Source organism: Neobacillus rhizophilus, assembly GCF_018343535.1.
GTDB classification, from domain to species: Bacteria; Bacillota; Bacilli; order Bacillales; family Cytobacillaceae; genus Neobacillus; species Neobacillus rhizophilus.
Genome location: NZ_JAGYPF010000003.1, coordinates 888,838 through 910,391, shown reverse-complemented (window position 1 = coordinate 910,391; position 21,554 = coordinate 888,838). Strand labels below are relative to the sequence as shown.

Sequence of the window (21,554 nt, the reverse complement as noted above, 5' to 3'; positions counted from 1 at the left end):
CTATCCATCCATTTTAGTTTCCTGTTTGATTGGCTTTATGATTGGCTCGTCGGCATCCACTTCCAGTTTCTTCGGCTGAACAAAGAATTTCTTTAATGCATTGAAGATGCCAACCATTCCATCAGGTGCAAAGATGACAAAGATAATGAATACTGCTCCGATAATCATCATCCAATTTTCCATGTAGGAGCTGATGAGCGTTTCCAAAATGACAATAAAGGCAGCGCCAATGACAGGTCCCCATAATGTACCGGCCCCTCCGATTAAGACCATAATTAAAACAGATCCCGAGGCGGTCCAATAAACCTCTGCCGGTGAAATAAATCCATTGAAAATAACATATAAACTGCCGGAAAGTCCGCCAAGTGTACCGGCAATGATAAAGCTGATATTTTTATAAAGGGCGGTATTGTAGCCGATTGATTTCATTCGCTCTTCATTTTCCCTGATTCCGATCAAAACCGAACCTAAAGGGGAATGCAAAAACCTGTTGATCAAGAATAATACTATCGTAAATACGACTAGGATAAAGTAGTAAACCCATACTTGATTGGAAAGAACGATATTTGCACCCAAGTCAATCGGGGCAATCCCGGTTAATCCGTTTGACCCGCCAGTGACGGTCCTCCATTGGTAGATAATCGAATAAACGATTTGCGAACATGCCAAAGTAAGCATAAGGAAATAAAAACCATTTGCTTTGGTCGAAAACAGACCAATGATGACCGCCAGTAGAAATGCCGCCAACAGGCCGGCCGCAATGCTCAGGAATGTGTTTGTACTTACATGTATTGCCGCGAGCCCGGCTGCATAGGCACCGGCACCAAAGAAAGCGGCATGGCCCAATGACACCATGCCAGTTTGCCCGACAAGGATATTTAAACTGAGGGCAAAAACGCCAAGAATGAAAATCTCCGTCAGCAAATTAACGTAAAATATGCTTAAAAAGAAAGGCACAAATACCATGATTAAAAACAGCAGCGGTCCTTTTACAGGCAGATTCCTCATCTATACTCTCCTTCCAATCAGACCTTGCGGGCGAACAACGAGCACGACTGCCATTAATGCAAAGGTAATAATCAAGCTAAGTTCCGGTACAAGGTAGCGGCTAAAGGTTTCCACAAATCCGACCAGGAGGCTGGCAATAAGGGTGCCTGACACCGAACCGAGTCCGCCTACTACGAGCACGACCAGTGATAGGATGAGGATTTGGAATTCCATTCCTGGAAACGCCCCAAGTATCGGTGACCCAATGACCCCGCCTACACCGGCAAACAGGCTTCCCAGGACAAATACGAACGTAAAGACAAGGTGAATGTTAACGCCGAGCCCTGCTGCCATTTCCTTATCCGACAAACCGGCCCTGATGACGGCACCCCATTTCGTTTTTTCTTGGAAAAACCACAGAAATATGGCAATTGCCAAGCCAATTACAATGAGAGCGATACGGTAGGCAGGAACAGAATACCCGGCAAGTTGAATCGACATATTCAGTGCTGGCGGCGGGTCAACTACTAACATGTTTTTTCCCCACAGGATCGCGAATAGATCGTGAAAAATGTAGGCAAGCCCAAAAGTTAAGAGCACCTGTGAAAGGTGACCCAGTTTATAGGTCGGGCGCAGTATAATCGTTTCCAGCATATACCCAAGTACGGCAATGATGAGTGGAACTGCCGCCAAGGCAGCCCAGAACGGCAAACCCGCCTTCATGATGAGCGAGTAGCCAAGATAAGAACCGAGAAGATAGAAGGAACCATGGGCAAGATTTAAAACTCCTAAGATTCCAAATACAATCGTGATTCCACAAGTAATAATAAATAGTAGAAATCCGTAACTGAACCCATTGATCAGTTGGAGCAGCAGGGTACTCATGTGTAACCTCCTTCAATTAGTGGTCATCCCAATCTTGAAAAGAAAGAGGCAATGAATTGATTGCCTCTTTCCATAGACATATAACAAGACATCATACTAGATATGAATATAGCTAACTATTTTAGTTGAGCGCTTACTTTCCGGGATCTACAACCTGCTCAATTGTATCAATCACCTTATTTTCTGTTTTTCCGTTGACAACGCTTGTTTTCACGATATAAAGGTTTTGAATCACGTTATGTGTTTCTTTATCAAAACTAATTGGACCCCTTGGACTTGTAATTTTGATAGAGGACATGGCATCCACAACTTTGGCGGAGTCGGAAATATCTCCATTTAGTTTCTTGATTGTTTCTGCGATAATCATCGCCGCATCGTATCCTTCTGCTGATTCAATACTAGGACGGCTGTTGTATTTCTTCTCATAGGCTTTGATAAACGCTTTATTTTCTGGTGTACTTATGCTGTAGTCCCAGAAAATCGAGGCGGTGATGCCATCTGGCGACATCCCTTGCTGCGGACGGACATCCTCAGCCGTAAGCCAGCCGGAGCCTATTAACGGAATTTTCCCTTTTAATCCGTATTGGTTGTATTGTTGGACAAACCTTACCGCGTCACTTCCCGCATAGAAAGCATATATGCCGTCAATGTCATCACGGTTCATTTTTGCAAGATAGGAGGAATAGTCATTGTTTCCAAGGGGCGGGTAAACCTCTTCGACAACCTTTCCGCCAGCTGCTGTATAGGCTGCTTTAAATGCCTCGGCCACTTCATGGCCGAATGCATAGTCAGCGGCAGTGACATAGATCTTTTTCCCGATATTTTTATAAGCCCATTCACCCATTGAATGGCCAATTTGCCAAGAACTGAATGAGGACCGCCAAATATAATCGCTTCTCTTGGCTCGTGTTAAATCGTTGCCTCCGGCATGTGAATTAATATAAGGAAGTTTTCGTTTATCCACTTCATCACGGATGGCGTAGGCAACGGCAGTGCTTACCGTTCCTGTTAAAATATTAATTTGGTCTTGGTCGGTTAATTTTCTGAGTTTTCTCAGTCCAACTTGAGGATCCGATTCATCATCTTCCTGGACAATTTCAATCTTTTTCCCGGCAACCTCCCAATTCTGCTGTTCAAAATACAATTTCATTCCATTTAGGAGATTCTCACCCAAAGAAGCATACACACCACTTGTTGGAAGGAGAGCGCCGATTTTGATGGTTCCTTTCTCTTCCGTGTTAGTTTTGGTATCTTTATCTTTTTCTTTTGTGGTTGTGTTAATGGCACCAGAGCTGCACGCGGAAAGTAATAGAACTAAGGCGATTAGTAAAAAAGCGTTTCTTTTAAAACTTTTCATTAACAGACCCCCCGTTTTTTTGGTGACGCTTTCAATACTCAAAAAACCATTCTCCCTTAAGATTTTGAATATTTCAAATATTATTATAGTGTCAATGTTACTAATTTACAATACATATTTTAAAAGTTAGTTACAAAAACATAATATAAATTCCGTTCTTGAAAATTCATAAAGCAAAAGTGTAATATATTGAGATTCCGAGAAATGTGGAGGAAATTTACATAAATAATGCGCTTTGATAGCGGATGCTGTTACAAATGGAATTTGAGAAGGAAGGGTAGATAAGTTATTTTATATTACGTTTTAGTTTCGTTTGATAATAAAACGATTATGTATGTGGTGAATTGCAGTATTTGATAATAGAAAAAACCCCCCAAAAAGTTTTTGAGGAGTTTTTAACATCAATATTGATTAATAGGTTAGAAGATTGATCCTGCATGTATTCCAATCAATGTTTACTTATTTAAAACACAAAACGCAACACCATGATAGAGATGATTCCAGCTAAAACAGTTCCTAACAAACTGCGTGTAATAATGGCAATAAGAAAAGTGGGCAGCGCGGCGATTAGTTCAAGGTTATCTGTCAAAGGTGCCAATTTTCCGTTTGGCATGAGCAATTCTTGCCCCACTAAGGCTGCCATAACGGCAATCGGAACGTAGCTCAACCAGCGCATGGCCCATTCTGGCAGTTCTACACGACTTAAGATCGCAATGGGAAGCACTCTTGGAATGAATGTGACAAGGGCTGAGCCAAAAATAATTAAAAAGATAGACCATCTTACTTCCATTTTTCCACCGCCATCCCTATGGTTGAGGCAATGATTGTCGCCACAATAACCCCTACGCTTCCAGATGTCACTAAACTTACCCCTACCACAATCGCAACAGCACTAAGTGCAACAAGAACATCCTTCATCCATTTCCTTCGGCTGAACATCTGTAGGACAAGAAGGCCAATAAACATGCCCGGCAAGGCAAAATCAAGTCCGAATTTTTCCGGATCCGAAATCCACTCTCCGAAAAATGCTCCTGCAAGATTGGCAAGGAACCAATTTAAATAAGCCGTTATATTTAGGCCGTGCATCCATTTTTCGCTGAGCATTTTCTTACTTGCTGCTTCATTCATTGCTACACCAAATGTTTCATCTGTAAGTAAAGAACCGATTAATACATTCTTGAAGGGTGTAAGATGACGGAAATAAGGCGATATAGCCGCGCTCATCAACAGATGGCGGAGGTTAATAAAGAAAATAGTAAAGATAATCGCTAGCGCGGGACTATTAGCCCCAATCATCGCGGCAGCAATAAATTGACCAGAACCCGCATATAAAAGCAAGGAGATCAGCCCAATTTCAACAATCGAGAGTCCTGCGGTTTTTTCCACAACTCCGGCCGCAAAACCAATGCTTAAGTAACCAAGTACAGTGGGCAGACAATCCCGTACACCGGCAAGGAAGCTGCTTTCTTCCCGCAAAATAGTGTTTTCACTAATGTTCATCATCCTTCACCCCCTGGTAAAAAATTATTTGTATAAAGATTACTTTACCATCCTGATTGTATGGCTTCAATGATATAATTGTATGCAATACAATTTTTCGAGGAGGGGGAATGATATGCCAGTTAATTCATTTGAAGATTACCCTATGTCGTGGAAGCCAGATAAAAAACAGCTTGTCACTCCATTGTATCAATCGATTGCTAGTTTGCTTGAATATGATATTCTCAATGGTTATCTCGCACCCAATACGAAGCTTCCTCCTCAGCGAGAACTGGCAGATTATCTTGATGTTAACCTCAGCACTGTCACAAGGGCCTTTAAAATCTGCGAAGTGAAAGGATTAATCTATGCCGTTACTGGAAGGGGAACCTTTGTTACTCCCAATATAAAAAATGCTATTTTCATGGCAGATAGTGACGAGAATAAGAATGTTATAGAGATGGGAATCATCAAGCCCCTTGATCACACAAACTCATTCGTCGCACAAGCGATTAAAAGCATTGCGGCTAAAGATTATCTGGAAAATTTATTAGATTACAGGCACCCGTTGGGAATGCCTTATCATCGAATGGCAGCCAAAAAGTGGATGCAGCGTTTTAACATGGATGTATCCATTGAAAATATTGCCATCACTTCAGGGGGGCAAAATTCGTTTTCGCTGATTTTGATGGCCTTGTTTCATCCGGGAGATAAAATTGCGGTAGATATCTATACATATCCTAATTTTATGGAATTAGCCAAGATGTTGAAAATTCAATTAATCCCTATTGAGGGGGATGAGCTAGGTATAAATCCGGAGAGATTAGATGCCGTCTGCAAAACAAATTCATTGCAGGGAATATATTTGAGTCCCTCCTGCAATAATCCTACAGCTGTCACAATGAATATGAATCGCAGAAAGGAAATAGCAGAGGTCATCAATAAACACGGGCTTATTTTAATAGAGGATGACGTATACTCTTTCCTGGCACCGGATGGCTATTTCCCTATTTCACATTTTGTGCCGGAAAAGTTTGTCTATATCCTGAGTATTGCTAAATCACTCAGCTCCGGCATTCGAGTTGCATTTGTCGCATACGCCAATCAGTTTACTGAAAAAATCACCTATGGAATCTTTAATCTGAACGTAAAAACATCGGCCTTAAATGCAGAAATTGTAACAGAATTAATTAATACAGGGGCTGCTGAACAAATCGTTAAGAAAAAGCAAAAAATTTCTCAAGAACGGAACCAGATATACCAGAAGTATTTTCAAATCAATCATCAATACGAAAACCCTATTAGTTATTTTCGCTGGATACCATTGCATAAAGAATGGCAGCTAAACCAGTTTGAGCATTTTGCTTTAACCCGGGGGATCCATGTTTATCATTCACATCGTTTCTTGGTCAAAAAAGAGGAATCTCCCCAATTTATTCGTATTTCACTAACATCTCCTAAAGACTCCGACGAATTGGAGAAAGGGCTTTGCATCCTAAAAAGATTTTTGCTGGAGTCGGATGAAGTTATGTACTAGAACAAGGTTTCATATAGAAACCTAGGGATTTAGATATTTCCGGGTAATTTACTAGTAATAATAAGGTGGCCTGAATAATGCGTATATCATATGATGAAATGAAAGGTGAGTTCAAAAGAGTTCTCATAAAAAGGGGAGTTGATACGAGAACTGCGGAAACCGCAGCATCCATAATAGCTGACAACAGCTGTGATGGGGTGTACTCTCATGGCTTAAACAGGTTTCCTTCCATTGTTAAAGCGATAGAAGACGGAGTTATTAAGCCGGGGATGCGGCCTGTGAAACTGAACAGTATCGGGGCCCTTGAACAATGGGATGGGCAGTTAGGTTTCGGTCCTATCAATGCGTCCATTGCCATGGACAGGGCTGTTGAATTGGCGAAAGATTATGGTTTAGGCTGTGTTGCACTAAAGAATACAACCCACTGGCTTCGTGGAGGCACCTACGGATTAAGAGCTGCCAACGCAGGATGTATTGGGATTTGCATGACAAATACATTTCCTAATATGCCGCCATGGGGTGGTAATGAAGACCGTATCGGCAACAATCCTTTAATCATCTCGGTTCCCCATAAAGGTGGAAGACACTTGCTTTTGGATATGGCACAGTCTCAATTCTCATATGGTAAACTTCAAACCTATACGTTAGCCGGAAAGAAATTGCCGGTTGTGGGAGGTTATACGGAGGATGGGGATCTTTCGGACGACCCGGATGCTATTATAAATGGCGGTAAGGTCCTTCCTGCAGGTTTTTGGAAGGGATCCGGTCTCTCCATAGCCATTGATATGGTCGTTTCCGCACTATCAGTTGGCAGATCTACTTTCGATTTGCGGATGGAACGCCAGGATTCAGGAATTTCACAGGTATTTATCGCTATAAATCCTTCGCAATATGCAGGGGAGGAATATGCTGATTCATACATAGAAAATATGTCTGCCTATATTAAAACCTCAACAAAGATGCCTGGTGTTACGGATATCCTTTATCCAGGCGAAAGGACCGCGAAGGAGCGTGCGGACAACCTTAGAGACGGTATTCCGGTAAATCAGAATATATGGGAAACAGTACTGAAATTGTAATTTCGCAAGTTTTAGTTTATCAAACTAGTCAGTCAAAACAAATTTGGTTAGCCATGCAATTAGAATATTGTATGGCTTTTTTGTGCGTGTTATTTAGACAGTGATGGAATTATTGAACTGGCTAAAATCCATGGAGTAGATGATATGCATCCGGGGTTATGCTTCTCGTGAGCGCCGGAAAAGTGTCGTCCCGGTAAAAATAAGGGGTCTATTCTTCCCGTGAGCACCGGAAAAATATCGCCCCGGTAAAAATAAGGGGGTCTATTCTTCCCGTGAGTACCAGAAAAGTGTCGCCCCGGTAAAAATAAGGGGTCTATTCTTCCCGTGAGCACCGGAAAGTTGCCACCCCGGTAAAAATAAGGGGGTCTATTCTTCCCGTGAGCACCAGAAAAGTGCCACCCCGGTAAAAATAAGGGGTCTATTCTTCCCGAGAGCACCAGAAAAGTGTCGTCCCGGTAAAAATAAGGGGTCTATTCTTCCTTTGAGCACCGGAAAAGTGTAGTCCCGGTGAAAATAAGGGGTCTATTCTTCCCGATAGTACCGGAAAAGTAGTGACCCGGTAAAAATAAGGGGTCTATTCTTCCCGTGAGCACCGGAAAAGTGGCACCCCGGTAAAAATAAGGGGTCTATTCTTCCCGTGAGCACCGGAAAAGTGGCACCCCGGTAAAAATAAGGGGTCTATTCTTCCCGTGAGCACCGGAAAAGTGCCACCCCGGTAAAAATAAGAGGTCTATTCTTCCCGTGAGCACCGGAAAAGTGCCACCCCGGTAAAAATAAGGGGTCTATTCTTCCCGTGAGCACCGGAAAAGTGGCACCCCGGTAAAAATAAGGGGTCTATTCTTCCCGTGAGCACCAGAAAAGTGTAGTCCCGGTAAAAAATAAGGGGGTCTATTTTTCCCGTGATCATCGGAAAAGTGGCACCCCGGTAAAAATAAGGGGTCTATTCTTCCCGTAAGCACCGGAAAAATATCGCCCTGGTAAAAATAAGGGGGTCTATACTTCCCGTGAGCACCGGAAAAGTAGCTCACACATTAAGTACATTCCCATAAAATAGTGCATACGATAATTTGTATTAATCTATGAAGGGATTGAATTTGATGTACTATAGCCCTTGGATGTATTCATATCCAAATCCATATCAACCTAATGCCCCAATATATAATAATTATACAGGACATCCTAATTACTGGAATATGCATGATCACGCAAGAAATCAGGCAAAAGATTATGGACGGAGACCATTTGTAGTCAATATTAATGAGGCTGCGAGGCAGAACAATACCTATCGTACCGCTTTATGGACAGGGAATCATTTGCAAGTGACACTAATGAACATCAATGTTGGTGAAGACATTGGTTTAGAAATTCACCCTCACGTTGACCAATTCTTACGGATTGAGCAAGGTCAAGGGGTTGTGCAAATGGGGAAGACAAGAGAGCGTTTAGACTTTGTTCAAAACGTTTATGATGATTTTGCGATTATGATTCCCGCAGGCACCTGGCATAATGTAACCAATACAGGTAATATCCCTTTAAAACTTTATTCTATATACGCTCCTCCACAACACCCCGCCGGAACAGTTCATGTAACTAAAGCACAGGCTTTAGCTGCGGAATAATACAAACCCCGTCCACAGTAACTGTAGCAGTCCGTCCAATTTCTCAATTTACTACTGAGAAATTGGCCTTTTTTATTATTGTAATTTCCTTATCGTTGTAACTCCGCCCTTTCCTGCTCCGATTCCCATCTATAAAAAAGGGTGAACGAGGAGAATAATATTAAGTGATAGATTGGAAAAACTAATTGGAAAGGAGTGAATAAAATGAGTGATCCGAAAAATCATATGCCTCTTGCAGAATTAACCTCAAGCGAGGTATCTAACCTTTGGTCATCCTATTTAAAGAGCAGTATGGAACTTAGACTTTTTGAATATTTTTATGCAAGTATTGAAAGTAACGAAACAAAACAAGTAATCGAAAAAATGTTAAATCAAACTGAAAATAGTATAAATGAACTCAAGGAGATTTTTATCAAAGATAATCTCACTATTCCTCTTGGCTTTACGGATGAAGACGTAAGGGTTGGCGTACCCAAGGTATTTTCCGATACATTTATTTTATATTTTTGTTTTGATCTAACATACTTAGCGATGAGTACATATCCAATAGCATTATCAGATTGCACGAGAAACGATGTCCGAGAACATTTCCAAAAAAACATTGCCTTTTTTGTAAAAATCCAGAATGAACTTTTAGACTTGATGTTATCACAAGGAGTATATTTGAGCCCTCCACAAGTAGCAATCGATAACGAGGTAGAAATAGCTGATTCTATGATATATCTTAATGGGTTTTTTGGTGGCTCTAGACCTTTAAATGCTCCTGAAATTGCAAATCTATCCAGAATTGTTCATCGAGCACAGTTTTCAAAAATGGTATTTGTCACGTTTAGTAAATTAGCGAAAACAAAAGACTTAAAACAACATTTTAGTAAAGGCAGAGATGGACTCCAAAAAGTGTTAGATTCACTTCAAGAAATTCTTGAAAAAGAAAATATTCCAATATCAGCATCAGGGGACTATAAAATTTCCGATGTAGAGATGCCTCCATTTTCCGATAAGTTAATGTTGTTTTTTACGAATACATGTCTGGGAATATTCTGTTTTGCCATGATAAGTCAGGCTATGACTTCCAGTTTAAGAACGGATATTGTCTCTAAGTTGGACAAAATATCTGAGGATATGAAGAAGTATTATGGTCAAGGTCTGCTTTTAGCAATAAAAGAAAAATGGTTTGAACAACCTCCTCAAGTAGTAAATAGAAAAGTCTAGTTAATAGGTTACTTTAGCTAAACAGACAAAACTTGAATGTATGAAGGGAATCTTCAACAACAGGGCGCAATTCTGGAGAAAGAATTACGCCTTTTTAATGCAACTATAAATTTTAAAAACAGATCCGTTTGCTTTCTCCACTTCTTTAACCGGCTTTTCGATAAAATTATCTCAAAATTAAAACTATTATTGACAATTGAAAACTAGGATGCTAACATTTCTATAAACCTAAGACGAGGGAGTAAAACTGTTAAACGGTCTCTCAGCGAATCCGGGATGGTGGAAGCCGGACAGATGCAGTCACAGCAAATGGGCCTCCGAGGGCGAAGTGAACGAGATTTTTTTTAGTAGCTAAGACGCAGGAGCCAGCGTTACAGGGCTAAGGGTGTGAGAGCACTCAACAGAGTGGGTATGGTTGATACATACCAAACAAGGTGGTACCGCAGGCTAACACTTGTCCTTGAATTATTATTTAATAATTTAAGGACAGGTGTTTTTTATTTTTTTAAGAACTTATACAGCCGCAAGTGTTGAAAGGAGCAGGTGCCAATGGATGATAAATTTACGCTATTTAACTTAAAAGTAGAGGTTGTCGGTACTGATCAACCAATGGTATGCAGGCATAAGGAAGGTGACTATTTCTTAGTGATTGGGGAAGACCTAATCTTCCCAGAAACGAATTCATTTTCCATGTATGCTTTAAGCGCTATTTTGCCATTACTGCCGGCAAAGCAGCGGCCATTACACGCGAATGACTGGATGTTGTCTGATAGTTTAATAGCCTGTCCAGACCCAAACTGTGGGGCAAGATTTAAAATAACTCGCATCGGAACGAAAGAATTTAGTCATGCTGAATGCACAATAGAACCTATACATAAAGGAGATCAACCATAATGGCAGAACGATTTGAATTAGCAAAAGATTATACGATCAGCAGAGTGATCAACGGCTGTTGGCAGCTATCGGAAGGCCATAGCTTACAAACAAAATTAGATATGCAAGATGCCATGAAGGCCTTCCATATGCTTGCTGAAAGAGGATTTACAACATTTGATTGTGCAGATATCTATACGGGTACAGAAGAATTCTTAGGTGAATTTTTAACGGAAATAAAATCTGGGAGCACCCTTTCACCGCATGATATTCAAATCCATACCAAGTACGTACCGGATATCAATTTGCTCAGTGAGGTCGATTACAACTACACAGAAAAAATAATTGACCGAAGCCTCCAACGTCAGAAACGAGAAGTCTTGGATCTAGTGCAGTTTCATTGGTGGGATTACGATGTGCCTGGCTTTGTTGAGACAGCGGGAGATCTGTTGAAACTGAAAGAAAAAGGAAAGATCCGTAATATTGCTGTTACGAACTTTGATACGAAGCATTTGAGCGAGCTTGTTGATGCTGGTATTCCTATTGTGTCATGTCAAAATCAATACTCGGTTTTTGACAGACGTCCAGAAAAAGAATTACTAGAGTATTGTAAAAGCAAAGGAATTTCCTTGCTGTGCTACGGTACATTATCAGGAGGGTTGTTAGCGGAAAAATGGATTGGCCAAACTACTATTCAACCTGAAACACGCTCACATGTTAAATATTTTCAGGTGATTGAGGATACCTTGGGTTGGGATGGCTATCAGGAATTATTGTTAATGCTGCAAAGAATCGCTAAAAAGTATTCTGTCAAGGCTTCTCAGATTGCTACAAAATATATATTAAGTCAACAAGGAGTCGGGGCATCTATTATTGGAGTGAGAAATAGCCGGCATGTGGAGTCCAATGCGCAAATATTTACGTTCGAACTGGATCACTCCGATATCGAAGAAATCAAACAATTCTTAGACCACTATCCAATCTTAGATGGTGAACCTTTTGAGTTAGAGCGTACGATTGGTTCAAAATATCGCAATATTATGAAGATGAATTTAAACGAAGAATAAGTGAGAGAGTATGTTTAGTCTAGAATAGAGAGTTTAGTAGAGGAGAGGGAGTTTAGATATGAATCAGAGACTTGAATTTAGGGGTGGATGGGGTACTGCGTTTATTCCAGTCGCGATCTTTCTGTTTTTTTGCGTATTGTATTTTATCGTCTTTAAAGCGTTTGAAATGTACGCTCTCGCAATGGGCGCTTTCGTCGCACTGATGGTCGGTGCCATGTTTGTGAAAAAAGGTAACTACGATCGCTTCTGGGATTCAGTCTATGACGGCGTAAAGGAAGCCGTTCCGATTGCCATCCTGCTGTTTGTCATCGGGATGTTCTCGGAGTTGATCAAAAGCACGAACATTTCATCAGGTTTCGTATGGCTTGCCGACTTGCTGGGCGTGGATGGGGGATTATTCACGGCGTTTACCTTCTTAGCCGTTTGTGTCATTTCTACTGCTACTGGGTCATCGATCGGGACGATGTTTACCTGCTTCCCTATTTTCTACCCGGCAGGAGTATTGTTGGGAGGCGACCCTGCCGTTCTTGCCGGCGCAATCGTCAGTGCTTCTATTTTTGGCGATAACCTAGCGCCAATATCAGATACCACCATCATCTCTGCAGGAACGCAAGCATACACAAAAAAAGAAGGTTTTGCTGATGTGGGCGGCTGTGTTGCCAGCCGGCTGAAGTATTCCTTAGTCGCAGGTTCTATCTCTTTTGTTCTGTTCTGGATCTTCGGGGGCGGCGGCACGGTAGGTGATGGCGCTTCGGAAATTCTTACGAAAAACATGAATCCGACCACACTGGTGATGCTGGTTCCGGTAGTCGTCATGTTAATTGCAGCCATCAAAACTCGCAATATCTATATAGCGATTACAATCGGTATCATTTTAGGGACGATAACAGGTCTAGCATTTAATCTCTTAACTTTCGACAATGTGATATCTGTTAAGGATGGGGCCCCAAGAGGATTCCTAACGGGCGGGATCAGCAGCATGATGGCAACCGTCACGTTGGTTATTTCGGTCTACGGCATTATGGGTGTCCTTAACGGTGCGGGAGTGCTTGAAAAAGTCACCAACGGCATCCTTAACAGTAAAATGGGCAAGACGGTCCGCGGTGCCGAGATCGCCATGATGTTAGGCATTTCGTTTACAACTTTAATCTTCGGCGGCGTCACCAGTGCCTCGATGACGACGTTTGGAAAAGTACAGAATGAGATTGGCAAACGTGTTGGTCTGCATCCATACCGTCGTGCCTACCTGCTGGATGGTTTTGCGAACGCGATCGTGCTAGTTATTCCTTTTTTAAGTGTGTTTGTATTCATCGGTGCATTGCTTTCAAAAGGGTATGATTTTGTTGCGCCGCTATCACTAACACAAGTCAGCAGCGGCATGATCTATTGCATGGTCCTGTTCTTAGTTCTACTGTCCTCTGTATTAACGGGATTGGGCCGGGAATATGAAGGGCATGGTGGGAAAGTGGTTAGAAATTCTAAAGAAAATGCAAACCAAAGCGCTGCAATGTAGAGGGTGAAACCCAACAGCGCACAATGTGGTAATAAAAAAGAGGGCGGCTCATTTCTTCAAAAAAGTATAAGTGGACTTCCACACCTTTCCTTTCATAAAATATAAACACGCGATTAGCAGAGCTAACCGCGTGTTTTTCTTAAATATTCTCCTGTTTCAAGCCATCGATGATGTTCTCTTTTCTTATTTTGGAAATCGAATACAGCATCGCTGACCCGACAATCAAGAAAATGACGACGATCACAAATAGGATATTCATCCACGGCAGGCTAAACCCATATTCAAAGGTGTTGCCGAGGGAGCGATGTATCCCAAACATGATAAGTACACTAAGGGGCAGTCCATAGGACAAGGCCTTCACCCCATAAAAGATACTCTCATAATGAATCATCTTATTAAATCCTTTCGGTGTCATGCCAACGGAACGCAGCATTGCAAATTCACGTTTCCGAAGCGAAATGCTTGTTGAGATAGTGTTGAAGATATTAGCAATCGAGATGAAGGAAATCAGGGTGATGAACCCATAGGTAAAGACCGACATAAGCATAATCATTTGTTCATCCTGCTGGCGCCGCTGATATACATTGTATACATGGATGCTTGTATTGTTCATGTCTTCAATGGCTGCTTGTGTAGCCATTGGGTCAGAACTATTTAAATATACATAGGAGTACACTTGCTTAGGGTCAATACCTAATTGCTCTATTGTTGTTTCAGGAACAACCAGATTAACCCCGCCTAGTGAAGCCGAATGGACGCCCACAGGAACTTGGTTGGTAAGGGCACCAATTTCAATAGTGCTCACAAACTCCCGTTTTGGTTGTTCTTCTTCATAATCCCCAGGCGGGAGGGCCAATAAGTCAATCTTACTGCCAACTTTTGACTCAATCGACTTTGATTCGATAAATTTTCCGGTTGCAGGGTCCTGGTAAGAAATTTGGTCAACGACAATCGCAGTTGGCGTGTCTTGTCGTGTAAAATCCCCAGCACTCACACCGATACTTTCCGCATATTCATTAAAACTTTCTTGATCTAATCCATTTAGTACAACATAATAAGGGTATTTTCCATCCTCAAGAGCTGCATCGTTCTCTTGGATTTGTTTTTTCAATAGTGCTGGAAGGTCTTCCGTTTTAATCAGTGTTTCAACTTGCGCTACCTCCATGATGGTGGATTTCGTAACGTAATCGAGCTTCGTAAACGATGCTAACTCTTCCTTCTCTAATTCACTGCCGGAAAGTTGAATATCGTACTTTAGCTCATCTTGCGTCATTTCCAATGATTTTTTCAGGTTGTCGGTGAAATAACTCACCGATAAAAATAGGACAATACTAATCACTAACGAAAACACGGTGGCCAAGTATCGCTTTTTATTGCGTTTGACATTCTTTAATCCGATTTCGGCCTCCAGCCCGAAGATTTTTCGGACAAGCTTTGATGTTTTCACCGTTTTCCCCGAAAGCTTAATATCCTGAGTTTGGCGGATCGCGTCAATAGCTGAAATCTTGGAGGCTTTCTGCGCAGGGATATAGGTTGAAATAAAGATCGTCAGAATCGAAATGCCACAGGCAATAAGAATCGAAGCCGGCGTGACCACTAACTCCAGCTTTTCAGAAACATTGAGTGCATCGTGGATAAAGGTATTGATAAACACAAAAGTGACTCCAATCCCCACGAGACCGGCAAGAATCCCAATCGGGATACTGATGGCACCAATGACCGCTCCTTCAAAAAAGACCGAATTCCGTTTTTGCTTTTTCGTGGCACCAACGCTTGAAAGCATGCCTAAATGTCTGGCCCGCTCGGAAACACTAATACCGAACGCATTATAAATCAAGGCCACGGAGCCAATAATAATCACGCCCATAATAATGCCGGATAGTGAAAACAGCGTCATCCGCAAGGAATCATTATTCGTGATTCCATAGTAGCGGAGCAACTCACTATTAAAATTCACCTTTTTAATTCCATGCTTTTTGGCTAAAGTTTTTGCATGGTCAAAAAGGGAACCTTTTACTTTCGTCAATACAACATTGGCGTCAACAGACTGATTTTTACTAAACGACGTTTCGTCCACATAGCCAATGACCGTGTAACCTGGTGACCAAGCCGGTTCCCAGGAAGGGGGAGTAATTGTTCCAACAATGGTTAATTCTCTGGTTTGGGTGGGTTTCAGTTCTTCGAGTACCTTGTCACCATCCCGTTGGAAGGGGGTTTTTTGAGCTAGCGTGGTTCCTTCTAATTTATGAAATCGCTCCCCAATGTCAACCGTGAGTTTGTCCCCGATTTTGTAATTGACCTTGGCGTTGCTTCTGATTGCTTCTGAAATCGCAATCTCGTGTTCATTTTGAGGAAGTCTGCCTGCGCTGACCTTTATTGGGAATTGCTCCATGCCGATCTTATTATAGTTTTTAAAAAATAAATACGGTTTGTATTCATTGTGTGATTCTTCTAGGGCTGCATAGCCGGTGCTAGAAAGGGCAACGGTTTTGGTGTCACTGTCTTTTTCAATTTCTTTTAATTGGTTTAAACTGACGTCCTTATATTGAACATGCCACTCGCCATTTTGGGCAATTTCCTGCCGAATCAATAAGTCTAAAAAAGAAAACCCAAGTGTTGCCACTGCGGTGATCATCGCCACCGAAATAATAACGCCGATGACCGTCACGAGTGAGCGGCGTTTGTTCTCCTTTAAGTGCCTGATGGTCACTTTGTTGATAATATTCATTACCGGATCACCTCATCCTTGGCGACCTTGCCATCCTCAATCGAAATGATCCGGTCAGCTTGAAGGGCGATGCGCTCATCATGGGTGATGACAATCAAGGTTTGATTGTAGGTTTTATTAAACAGTTTGAGCAATTCCATGATTTCTTCACTATTTTTACTATCGAGATTTCCCGTCGGCTCGTCGGCAAGCATAATCGCTGGATTGCTGATGAGCGCTCGTCCAATCGAGACACGCTGCTGCTGGCCGCCTGAAAGCTGGTTGGGCAAGTGGGAGAGCCGGTCGTTCAAACCTAAAATGGTAACAATCTTGTTAAACTGATTAGAGTCCACTTTTTGTTCATCTAACAGCATGGGCAGCGTCATATTTTCCTCAACGGTCAAGATCGGAATTAAATTATAAAATTGATAAATCAAGCCAATCTGCCGGCGTCTAAAAATGGCCAGCTGTGTTTCATTCAAGTCATAAATATCAGTTTGATCAATGAGCACCTTTCCGCTCGTTGGCCGGTCAACACCGCCAAGCAAATGAAGCAGCGTCGATTTCCCCGAGCCAGATGGGCCGATAATGCAAACAAACTCCCCCTTTTTTACGGAAAAGGACACATCATCAAGCGCTTTAACGGCCGTTTCGCCTTTGCCATACACCTTTGATAGATTTTTAACTTCTACTATATTCATGAAAAAACCCCCATACCTTCATTGTCTGAGGTTAGTATATCGAGTCAGTATGACTTTAAAGTGACTCTTAAGTGACAATTTATTCACTTTGGGAGGGAAGGGGGGCCAGCAAAAGTAAGATAAGCGGAGATTTTCCGGTTAAGTGCAAAATGAAGCTCGTTTCGGGGTATATAAGCGGATGTTTTCCGCTTATGCAAAGAAAAATCCCCTATTTTCAAGTTTTTCGAGCCAATAAGCGAAATTTCTCCGTCTATTTTGGCCATTTTTAATAATAAATACTGATTAAGCGAAATTTCTCCGCCTATTTATCAACTGCCAGATCCCCAAAAAAAAGACGTATGCCAATTCATACGTCATTAATAAGAAAGCGCCCGAGAACGATATTAAATCACCTGCTTGTAAAATTTCATCTGAAACGTGGTCCCAACGCCCTTGTTGCTTTTTACGACAATATCACCTTGCTGGCTTGTTACGATACTGTGCGCCATCGCCAAGCCTATCCCGACACTATCGTCACTCGCATTTTTGCCTTTGTAAAACCGTTTGAAAATGTAAGGGAGATCTTCCTTAGCAATTCCTTTCCCGTTGTCAGAAATCGTAATTTCAGTGAAAAGGGCATTTTCCGAAAAAGAAATGTTGATTTCGCCGCCTTCGGATGTGTGCTCGACACAGTTTTTAATAATATTAATAAGCGCTTCTGCAGTCCAGTTGAAATCACCGATAAAGCTTGCCTGCTCATCACTTGTGACGGATAAAGTCTGCATTTTTATATCCATTGGAATCAATAGCGGCTCGACTGCTTTTTGTATGAGTGGAGCAACTAAGACCTTTTCCTTTTTAAACGAAATCGTACCGGCATCGATTTTTGAAAGCTTTAATAAGGAGGAAACAAGCCATTCCATACGTTCCAGCTGAACTTGGAAATTCCGGGTGAATTCTGCCCGCTTGGTATCATCCAACCGTTTATCACATAACAAATCACCCATGACCATCATCGAAGTGAGAGGGGTTTTTAATTGGTGAGAGATGTCGGAAATCGCATTGGTCAATTTCGCTTTGTCCTCCTGTAAAACTGCCCCTTGTTCAGATAGCTTGGTGGTCACTTTATAAATTTGACTTTTTAATATGCTCAACTCACCTTCATAGTTATCACGGACGTCCAACTGAAAGTGGCCATTGCTGATTTGCTGCAGATATCCAGAAAGTTTATCGATTTCTTTATACCGCCATTTGGTGAAAATCAGCGTACAGCTAATCAGTAAGACCGATACGGCGAGTACCAAAAATGCCGCGGGCATGGAAACGAAAATGGCTGTCAAACTAAAGCCTATCACACTAATCAACAGCAGAATGCCTAGGAGTATTTGAACTTCTCGATTGCGAAGCAACTCACTCACCGACCTTATAGCCCATGCCTCTTACTGTTTTAATCAGCGTTGGGTTCTGCGGATCGTCTTCTAACTTTTCTCGCAATCTCTTAATATAGACGGTCAAGGTGTTGTCATTGACAAAATCACCGGCAACATCCCAAATGCGGTCGAGCAGCTGGGCTCTGGTGAGGACCTGTCCAATGTGATTCGCGAAAATAAGGAAGAGCCGATATTCTAAGGCTGTCAACAAGATTTCTTTTCCCTGTTTATATACTTTTCCTTCTAGGGTGTTAATTTGAATTGACTCGATGTCAATGGTGTTTTTCGGCTGGGGCTGACGATGGTAACGGCGGAGGACCGTTTTCATTCTGGAAACTAGTTCACGGATTCGAAATGGTTTGGTAATATAATCATCCGCTCCCATATCCAGACCCATGACAACATTCACTTCATCATCATAAGCGGTTAAAAAGATGACCGGGATATCGCGATGTTTTTTCACGAGCTCACATAAGTCATAACCGCTCCCATCCGGTAAATTCAGGTCAAATAAACATAAATCGATTTCTTCGATGTGGTTCTGAATGATGTCTGTTGCGGAAGCGGCATTAGGACAAAGCACGGTTTCGAAGTCCTCTTGTTTTAAGGAAAACTCCAGTCCAGAAGCGATGGTGCGATCATCCTCGACTAATAATATTTTCATACTGTCCATCCTAACATTATGGTTATTCTTTTATCTTATTGGAAGAGCGTGTTTCCGTCAAAAAAGCGGCATGTTCCAGGAGGCAGAGGATTAATGTTATGTGAACTTATTTACGGATATTACTTTTTAAAATATGGTAAGTAATTATTTAACTCCGTTGATTTCTCAGTATTCTGATATCAAAGATAAGGAAAAAATACCCAATTATGATCTTTCCGTTCGCATCTGATACTAAATCGCTTACAGGCTCTCCGTTCGATCCGGTTAGATCTCCTATTGTTGAAGTAAAACTATCTAGGGATGCATCGGGAACCGGATTACCTAATGGATCTAATAAAGTGTTCTGATTTTCATTTCGTGCTATTAACGATAAAAATACAATAAATTACATGTTATTTACAGTAAATCAATATTTTTTCAGTATTATTAATTTGTGCAAGAGGAAAATTGTGTGAAAATGTTATATTTTGTTCCATTTGGAGGTGTGCATCAATTATCATTTCTTCCCCTATTAATGTGGGAAACACGACCGATTCTAACTTAGGGAAAATTATAGTCCGTCTGTAAGAAGATTTAAAGGTACTTTGTTTGATAAAGATGTACATTATTACCATTTAATACTCCATCATTAAGTACTCTGTTTCTTGAAATTGAACTAATCTATCATTTGAGAGGGGAAAACTAATGAAAAACGATAAACACCATGCAGGAGAAAAATCGTTACACGATAATCTTTTAAATAAGGCGATAGATCGACGGGCCTTTTTGGAGGGGACAACTAAAGTTGCTGGAATGACTTTAGGATTAACTCTAGTAAACTCGTTAACTAGTTTATCTGTGAGTGCAGCGTCTAGCTCTTCTGTTTTTAATTCACTTGGCAATAAACCAGATTTAGTTTTTCCGGTAATCAGTGATGTACATATTAATTATAATAATAATGGCACTTTGGAGAAATTTGTTACTACTTTAGAACAGTTAAATAAAGTTGTTCCTAAGCAAGATGCTTTTGTGGTAGTTGGAGATTTAACGGATTATGGAAATGCCTCAGAATATGATAAGTTTATGTCTGCTTATAATGTGAGAAAACAGCCACAAGCGGTTTCTATGTTTGCAATCGGAAACCATGACTATTGGAATGGCTTATCGGCAGCAAATGCTCAAAAACGATTCTGTGAAAAAACGGGGATGGAATCTATTTACTATCATAAGGTAATTAAAGGTTATCATTTTATTGTTCTTTATACTGAAGATGGTACCACAGAGGGTACCTTCTCAGTAAAACAAATTGAGTGGCTAGGAGAGCAGTTAAGGATAGCAAATGAGGATGATCCGAAAAAACCTATTTTTGTCTTCCACCATCAGCCAATTAAAGGGACCATCTATGGAAGCGAATGGGGCTTCAATCAAAATAGAGATCTTTTTTACGATACGTTGAAAGAATATCCACAAGTTATCTCTTTTTCTGGTCATACCCACTATCCGTTAGATGACCCTAGAATCATACACCAAAAAGATTTTACTTCTATTGGGACTTCAACGGGTGCCTATTTGTGGCTTGATAGCGGAAGAATCCAAGGAGAAGTGCCTGAAGATGCCGGCATCCTTAATCAAGCTTTGATTGTAGAGGTTCATAATAACAAAGTAATTATTAAACGCCGTGATATTCATAACGATGACTGGACAGGTGAACCATTCGAAATCAGCTATCCTGCTAATAAGCATAATTTTAAATACACAGAAGATAGAGACAAAAAGTCACCTTTCTTTACAAATGATGCGATGCTTTCCATTGTGAATGAAAAAACGACTGCTACCGGTTTAGTCATAATGTTTACTCAAGCTAAAGACAATCTTCTTGTACATGACTATAAAGTAGTAGCTAGAAATGTTGAAACAAACGAAGTAGCGAAAGAATTTCTTGCTTTCTCAGAGTTCTATAAAGATCCTGTACCAAATCCATTAACATTGCCAATTGACGAATTGATGCCAAACACAACATATGAGATTGAAGTGCATGCTCTTGATGCATACGAAAATGTAAGTAATAACTCTTTAAAAGTATTAGGAAAAACGATGGACGGTGTAGTAGAAGACGTAACGATTAGCTTATCTAAAAATGTTTTAAATGGAGTAGAAGATACGGTTGAAGTTACGGTGAAAAATGCTAGAAATCCAAAAAGTGATTGGATCGGTTTATATGAAATAAATGACACACCGGGGCCAATCGCGTCAATATGGTGGATGTATACTCAAGTAACAGATGGAACCTTAAAATTTACTTACAATCCAAAGAATAATATATATCCAGGAAGATACAAGGAAGGTTCAACGTATAAATTGGTTTATTTCTATGGCAGCGGTTATGATGCTGTTGCATCAGCAACATTCACCGTTGGTAGTAAAGAAAACTAAAAAATGAACTTCCTATAAGATTTGGCTGTTGATAAAAATAGAATCATTTATTA

General features: G+C 41.0%; 17 protein-coding genes. 8 read left to right on the top strand and 9 right to left on the bottom strand.

Annotated features, from left to right (window positions below; genetic code table 11):
- From KHA99_RS17905 to KHA99_RS17885, 5 genes are all read right to left on the bottom strand, one after another.
- Positions 1-1,008: a branched-chain amino acid ABC transporter permease gene (locus KHA99_RS17905; protein WP_213118801.1), complete on the bottom strand. Its 1,008-nt coding sequence runs from the start codon at positions 1,006-1,008 to the stop codon at positions 1-3.
- Positions 1,009-1,872, bottom strand: coding sequence for a branched-chain amino acid ABC transporter permease (locus KHA99_RS17900; RefSeq protein ID WP_213118800.1), 864 nt, complete (start codon positions 1,870-1,872; stop codon positions 1,009-1,011).
- A 133-nt stretch (positions 1,873-2,005) separates the two neighbouring features.
- A complete protein-coding gene (locus KHA99_RS17895; protein WP_213118799.1) occupies positions 2,006-3,229 on the bottom strand; it encodes an ABC transporter substrate-binding protein in 1,224 nt (407 codons plus the stop codon).
- Between the two features lie 463 nt (positions 3,230-3,692).
- Complete coding sequence (locus KHA99_RS17890; protein WP_213118798.1) at positions 3,693-4,019, bottom strand: AzlD domain-containing protein; 327 nt, start codon at positions 4,017-4,019, stop codon at positions 3,693-3,695.
- Complete coding sequence (locus tag KHA99_RS17885) at positions 4,010-4,729, bottom strand: AzlC family ABC transporter permease (RefSeq protein ID WP_213118797.1); 720 nt, start codon at positions 4,727-4,729, stop codon at positions 4,010-4,012. The genes KHA99_RS17890 and KHA99_RS17885 overlap by 10 nt, the downstream gene beginning before the upstream one ends.
- 115 nt (positions 4,730-4,844) lie before the next feature.
- Here KHA99_RS17885 and KHA99_RS17880 point away from each other — a divergent pair, with 115 nt between their 5' ends.
- From KHA99_RS17880 to KHA99_RS17850, 7 genes are all read left to right on the top strand, one after another.
- A complete protein-coding gene (locus tag KHA99_RS17880; protein WP_213118796.1) occupies positions 4,845-6,245 on the top strand; it encodes an aminotransferase-like domain-containing protein in 1,401 nt (466 codons plus the stop codon).
- A gap of 77 nt (positions 6,246-6,322) precedes the next feature.
- Positions 6,323-7,324 (top strand): 3-dehydro-L-gulonate 2-dehydrogenase, encoded by a 1,002-nt coding sequence (gene yiaK, locus KHA99_RS17875; RefSeq protein WP_213118795.1) that lies wholly within the window; start codon positions 6,323-6,325, stop codon positions 7,322-7,324.
- Between the two features lie 1,097 nt (positions 7,325-8,421).
- A complete protein-coding gene (locus KHA99_RS17870) occupies positions 8,422-8,943 on the top strand; it encodes a cupin domain-containing protein (RefSeq protein ID WP_213118925.1) in 522 nt (173 codons plus the stop codon).
- A 204-nt stretch (positions 8,944-9,147) separates the two neighbouring features.
- The gene (locus KHA99_RS17865; protein ID WP_249366722.1) at positions 9,148-10,155 is read left to right on the top strand and encodes a DUF3231 family protein; all 1,008 of its coding nucleotides are present in this window, start codon (positions 9,148-9,150) and stop codon (positions 10,153-10,155) included.
- 549 nt (positions 10,156-10,704) lie between these two features.
- Positions 10,705-11,049, top strand: a complete 345-nt coding sequence (locus KHA99_RS17860) for a TIGR04076 family protein (RefSeq protein WP_213118794.1) — start codon at positions 10,705-10,707, stop codon at positions 11,047-11,049.
- Positions 11,049-12,095, top strand: a complete 1,047-nt coding sequence (locus KHA99_RS17855) for an aldo/keto reductase (RefSeq protein ID WP_213118793.1) — start codon at positions 11,049-11,051, stop codon at positions 12,093-12,095. Before KHA99_RS17860 ends, KHA99_RS17855 begins: the two co-directional genes overlap by 1 nt.
- 58 nt (positions 12,096-12,153) lie before the next feature.
- A complete protein-coding gene (locus KHA99_RS17850; protein ID WP_213118792.1) occupies positions 12,154-13,608 on the top strand; it encodes a Na+/H+ antiporter NhaC family protein in 1,455 nt (484 codons plus the stop codon).
- A gap of 139 nt (positions 13,609-13,747) precedes the next feature.
- On the opposite strand, the gene KHA99_RS17845 is transcribed toward KHA99_RS17850, so the two are convergent.
- The 4 genes from KHA99_RS17845 to KHA99_RS17830 all read right to left on the bottom strand — a co-directional run bounded on the left by KHA99_RS17845 (position 13,748) and on the right by KHA99_RS17830 (position 19,089).
- A complete protein-coding gene (locus KHA99_RS17845) occupies positions 13,748-16,336 on the bottom strand; it encodes an ABC transporter permease (RefSeq protein ID WP_213118791.1) in 2,589 nt (862 codons plus the stop codon).
- Positions 16,336-17,016, bottom strand: a complete 681-nt coding sequence (locus KHA99_RS17840) for an ABC transporter ATP-binding protein (protein ID WP_213118790.1) — start codon at positions 17,014-17,016, stop codon at positions 16,336-16,338. Before KHA99_RS17840 ends, KHA99_RS17845 begins: the two co-directional genes overlap by 1 nt.
- A gap of 383 nt (positions 17,017-17,399) precedes the next feature.
- Positions 17,400-18,404 (bottom strand): sensor histidine kinase, encoded by a 1,005-nt coding sequence (locus tag KHA99_RS17835; protein ID WP_213118789.1) that lies wholly within the window; start codon positions 18,402-18,404, stop codon positions 17,400-17,402.
- Position 18,405: 1 nt separating this feature from the next.
- The gene (locus KHA99_RS17830; protein ID WP_213118788.1) at positions 18,406-19,089 is read right to left on the bottom strand and encodes a response regulator transcription factor; all 684 of its coding nucleotides are present in this window, start codon (positions 19,087-19,089) and stop codon (positions 18,406-18,408) included.
- A 684-nt stretch (positions 19,090-19,773) separates the two neighbouring features.
- On the opposite strand from KHA99_RS17830, the gene KHA99_RS17825 reads away from it, so the two are divergent.
- Entirely contained in the window at positions 19,774-21,501 is a 1,728-nt protein-coding gene (locus tag KHA99_RS17825; protein WP_213118787.1) for a metallophosphoesterase family protein, read from the top strand.
- The last annotated feature ends 53 nt before the right edge of the window (positions 21,502-21,554 follow it).

Excerpts from the sequence above, each read along its gene's own strand:
- KHA99_RS17905 (WP_213118801.1), bottom strand. The coding sequence starts at position 1,008 with ATGAGGAATCTGCCTGTAAAAGGACCGCTGCTGTTTTTAATCATGGTA.
- KHA99_RS17900 (WP_213118800.1), bottom strand. The coding sequence starts at position 1,872 with ATGAGTACCCTGCTGCTCCAACTGATCAATGGGTTCAGTTACGGATTT.
- KHA99_RS17895 (WP_213118799.1), bottom strand. The coding sequence starts at position 3,229 with ATGAAAAGTTTTAAAAGAAACGCTTTTTTACTAATCGCCTTAGTTCTA.
- KHA99_RS17890 (WP_213118798.1), bottom strand. The coding sequence starts at position 4,019 with ATGGAAGTAAGATGGTCTATCTTTTTAATTATTTTTGGCTCAGCCCTT.
- KHA99_RS17885 (WP_213118797.1), bottom strand. The coding sequence starts at position 4,729 with ATGAACATTAGTGAAAACACTATTTTGCGGGAAGAAAGCAGCTTCCTT.
- KHA99_RS17880 (WP_213118796.1), top strand. The coding sequence starts at position 4,845 with ATGCCAGTTAATTCATTTGAAGATTACCCTATGTCGTGGAAGCCAGAT.
- yiaK (WP_213118795.1), top strand. The coding sequence starts at position 6,323 with ATGCGTATATCATATGATGAAATGAAAGGTGAGTTCAAAAGAGTTCTC.
- KHA99_RS17870 (WP_213118925.1), top strand. The coding sequence starts at position 8,422 with ATGTACTATAGCCCTTGGATGTATTCATATCCAAATCCATATCAACCT.
- KHA99_RS17865 (WP_249366722.1), top strand. The coding sequence starts at position 9,148 with ATGAGTGATCCGAAAAATCATATGCCTCTTGCAGAATTAACCTCAAGC.
- KHA99_RS17860 (WP_213118794.1), top strand. The coding sequence starts at position 10,705 with ATGGATGATAAATTTACGCTATTTAACTTAAAAGTAGAGGTTGTCGGT.
- KHA99_RS17855 (WP_213118793.1), top strand. The coding sequence starts at position 11,049 with ATGGCAGAACGATTTGAATTAGCAAAAGATTATACGATCAGCAGAGTG.
- KHA99_RS17850 (WP_213118792.1), top strand. The coding sequence starts at position 12,154 with ATGAATCAGAGACTTGAATTTAGGGGTGGATGGGGTACTGCGTTTATT.
- KHA99_RS17845 (WP_213118791.1), bottom strand. The coding sequence starts at position 16,336 with ATGAATATTATCAACAAAGTGACCATCAGGCACTTAAAGGAGAACAAA.
- KHA99_RS17840 (WP_213118790.1), bottom strand. The coding sequence starts at position 17,016 with ATGAATATAGTAGAAGTTAAAAATCTATCAAAGGTGTATGGCAAAGGC.
- KHA99_RS17830 (WP_213118788.1), bottom strand. The coding sequence starts at position 19,089 with ATGAAAATATTATTAGTCGAGGATGATCGCACCATCGCTTCTGGACTG.
- KHA99_RS17825 (WP_213118787.1), top strand. The coding sequence starts at position 19,774 with ATGAAAAACGATAAACACCATGCAGGAGAAAAATCGTTACACGATAAT.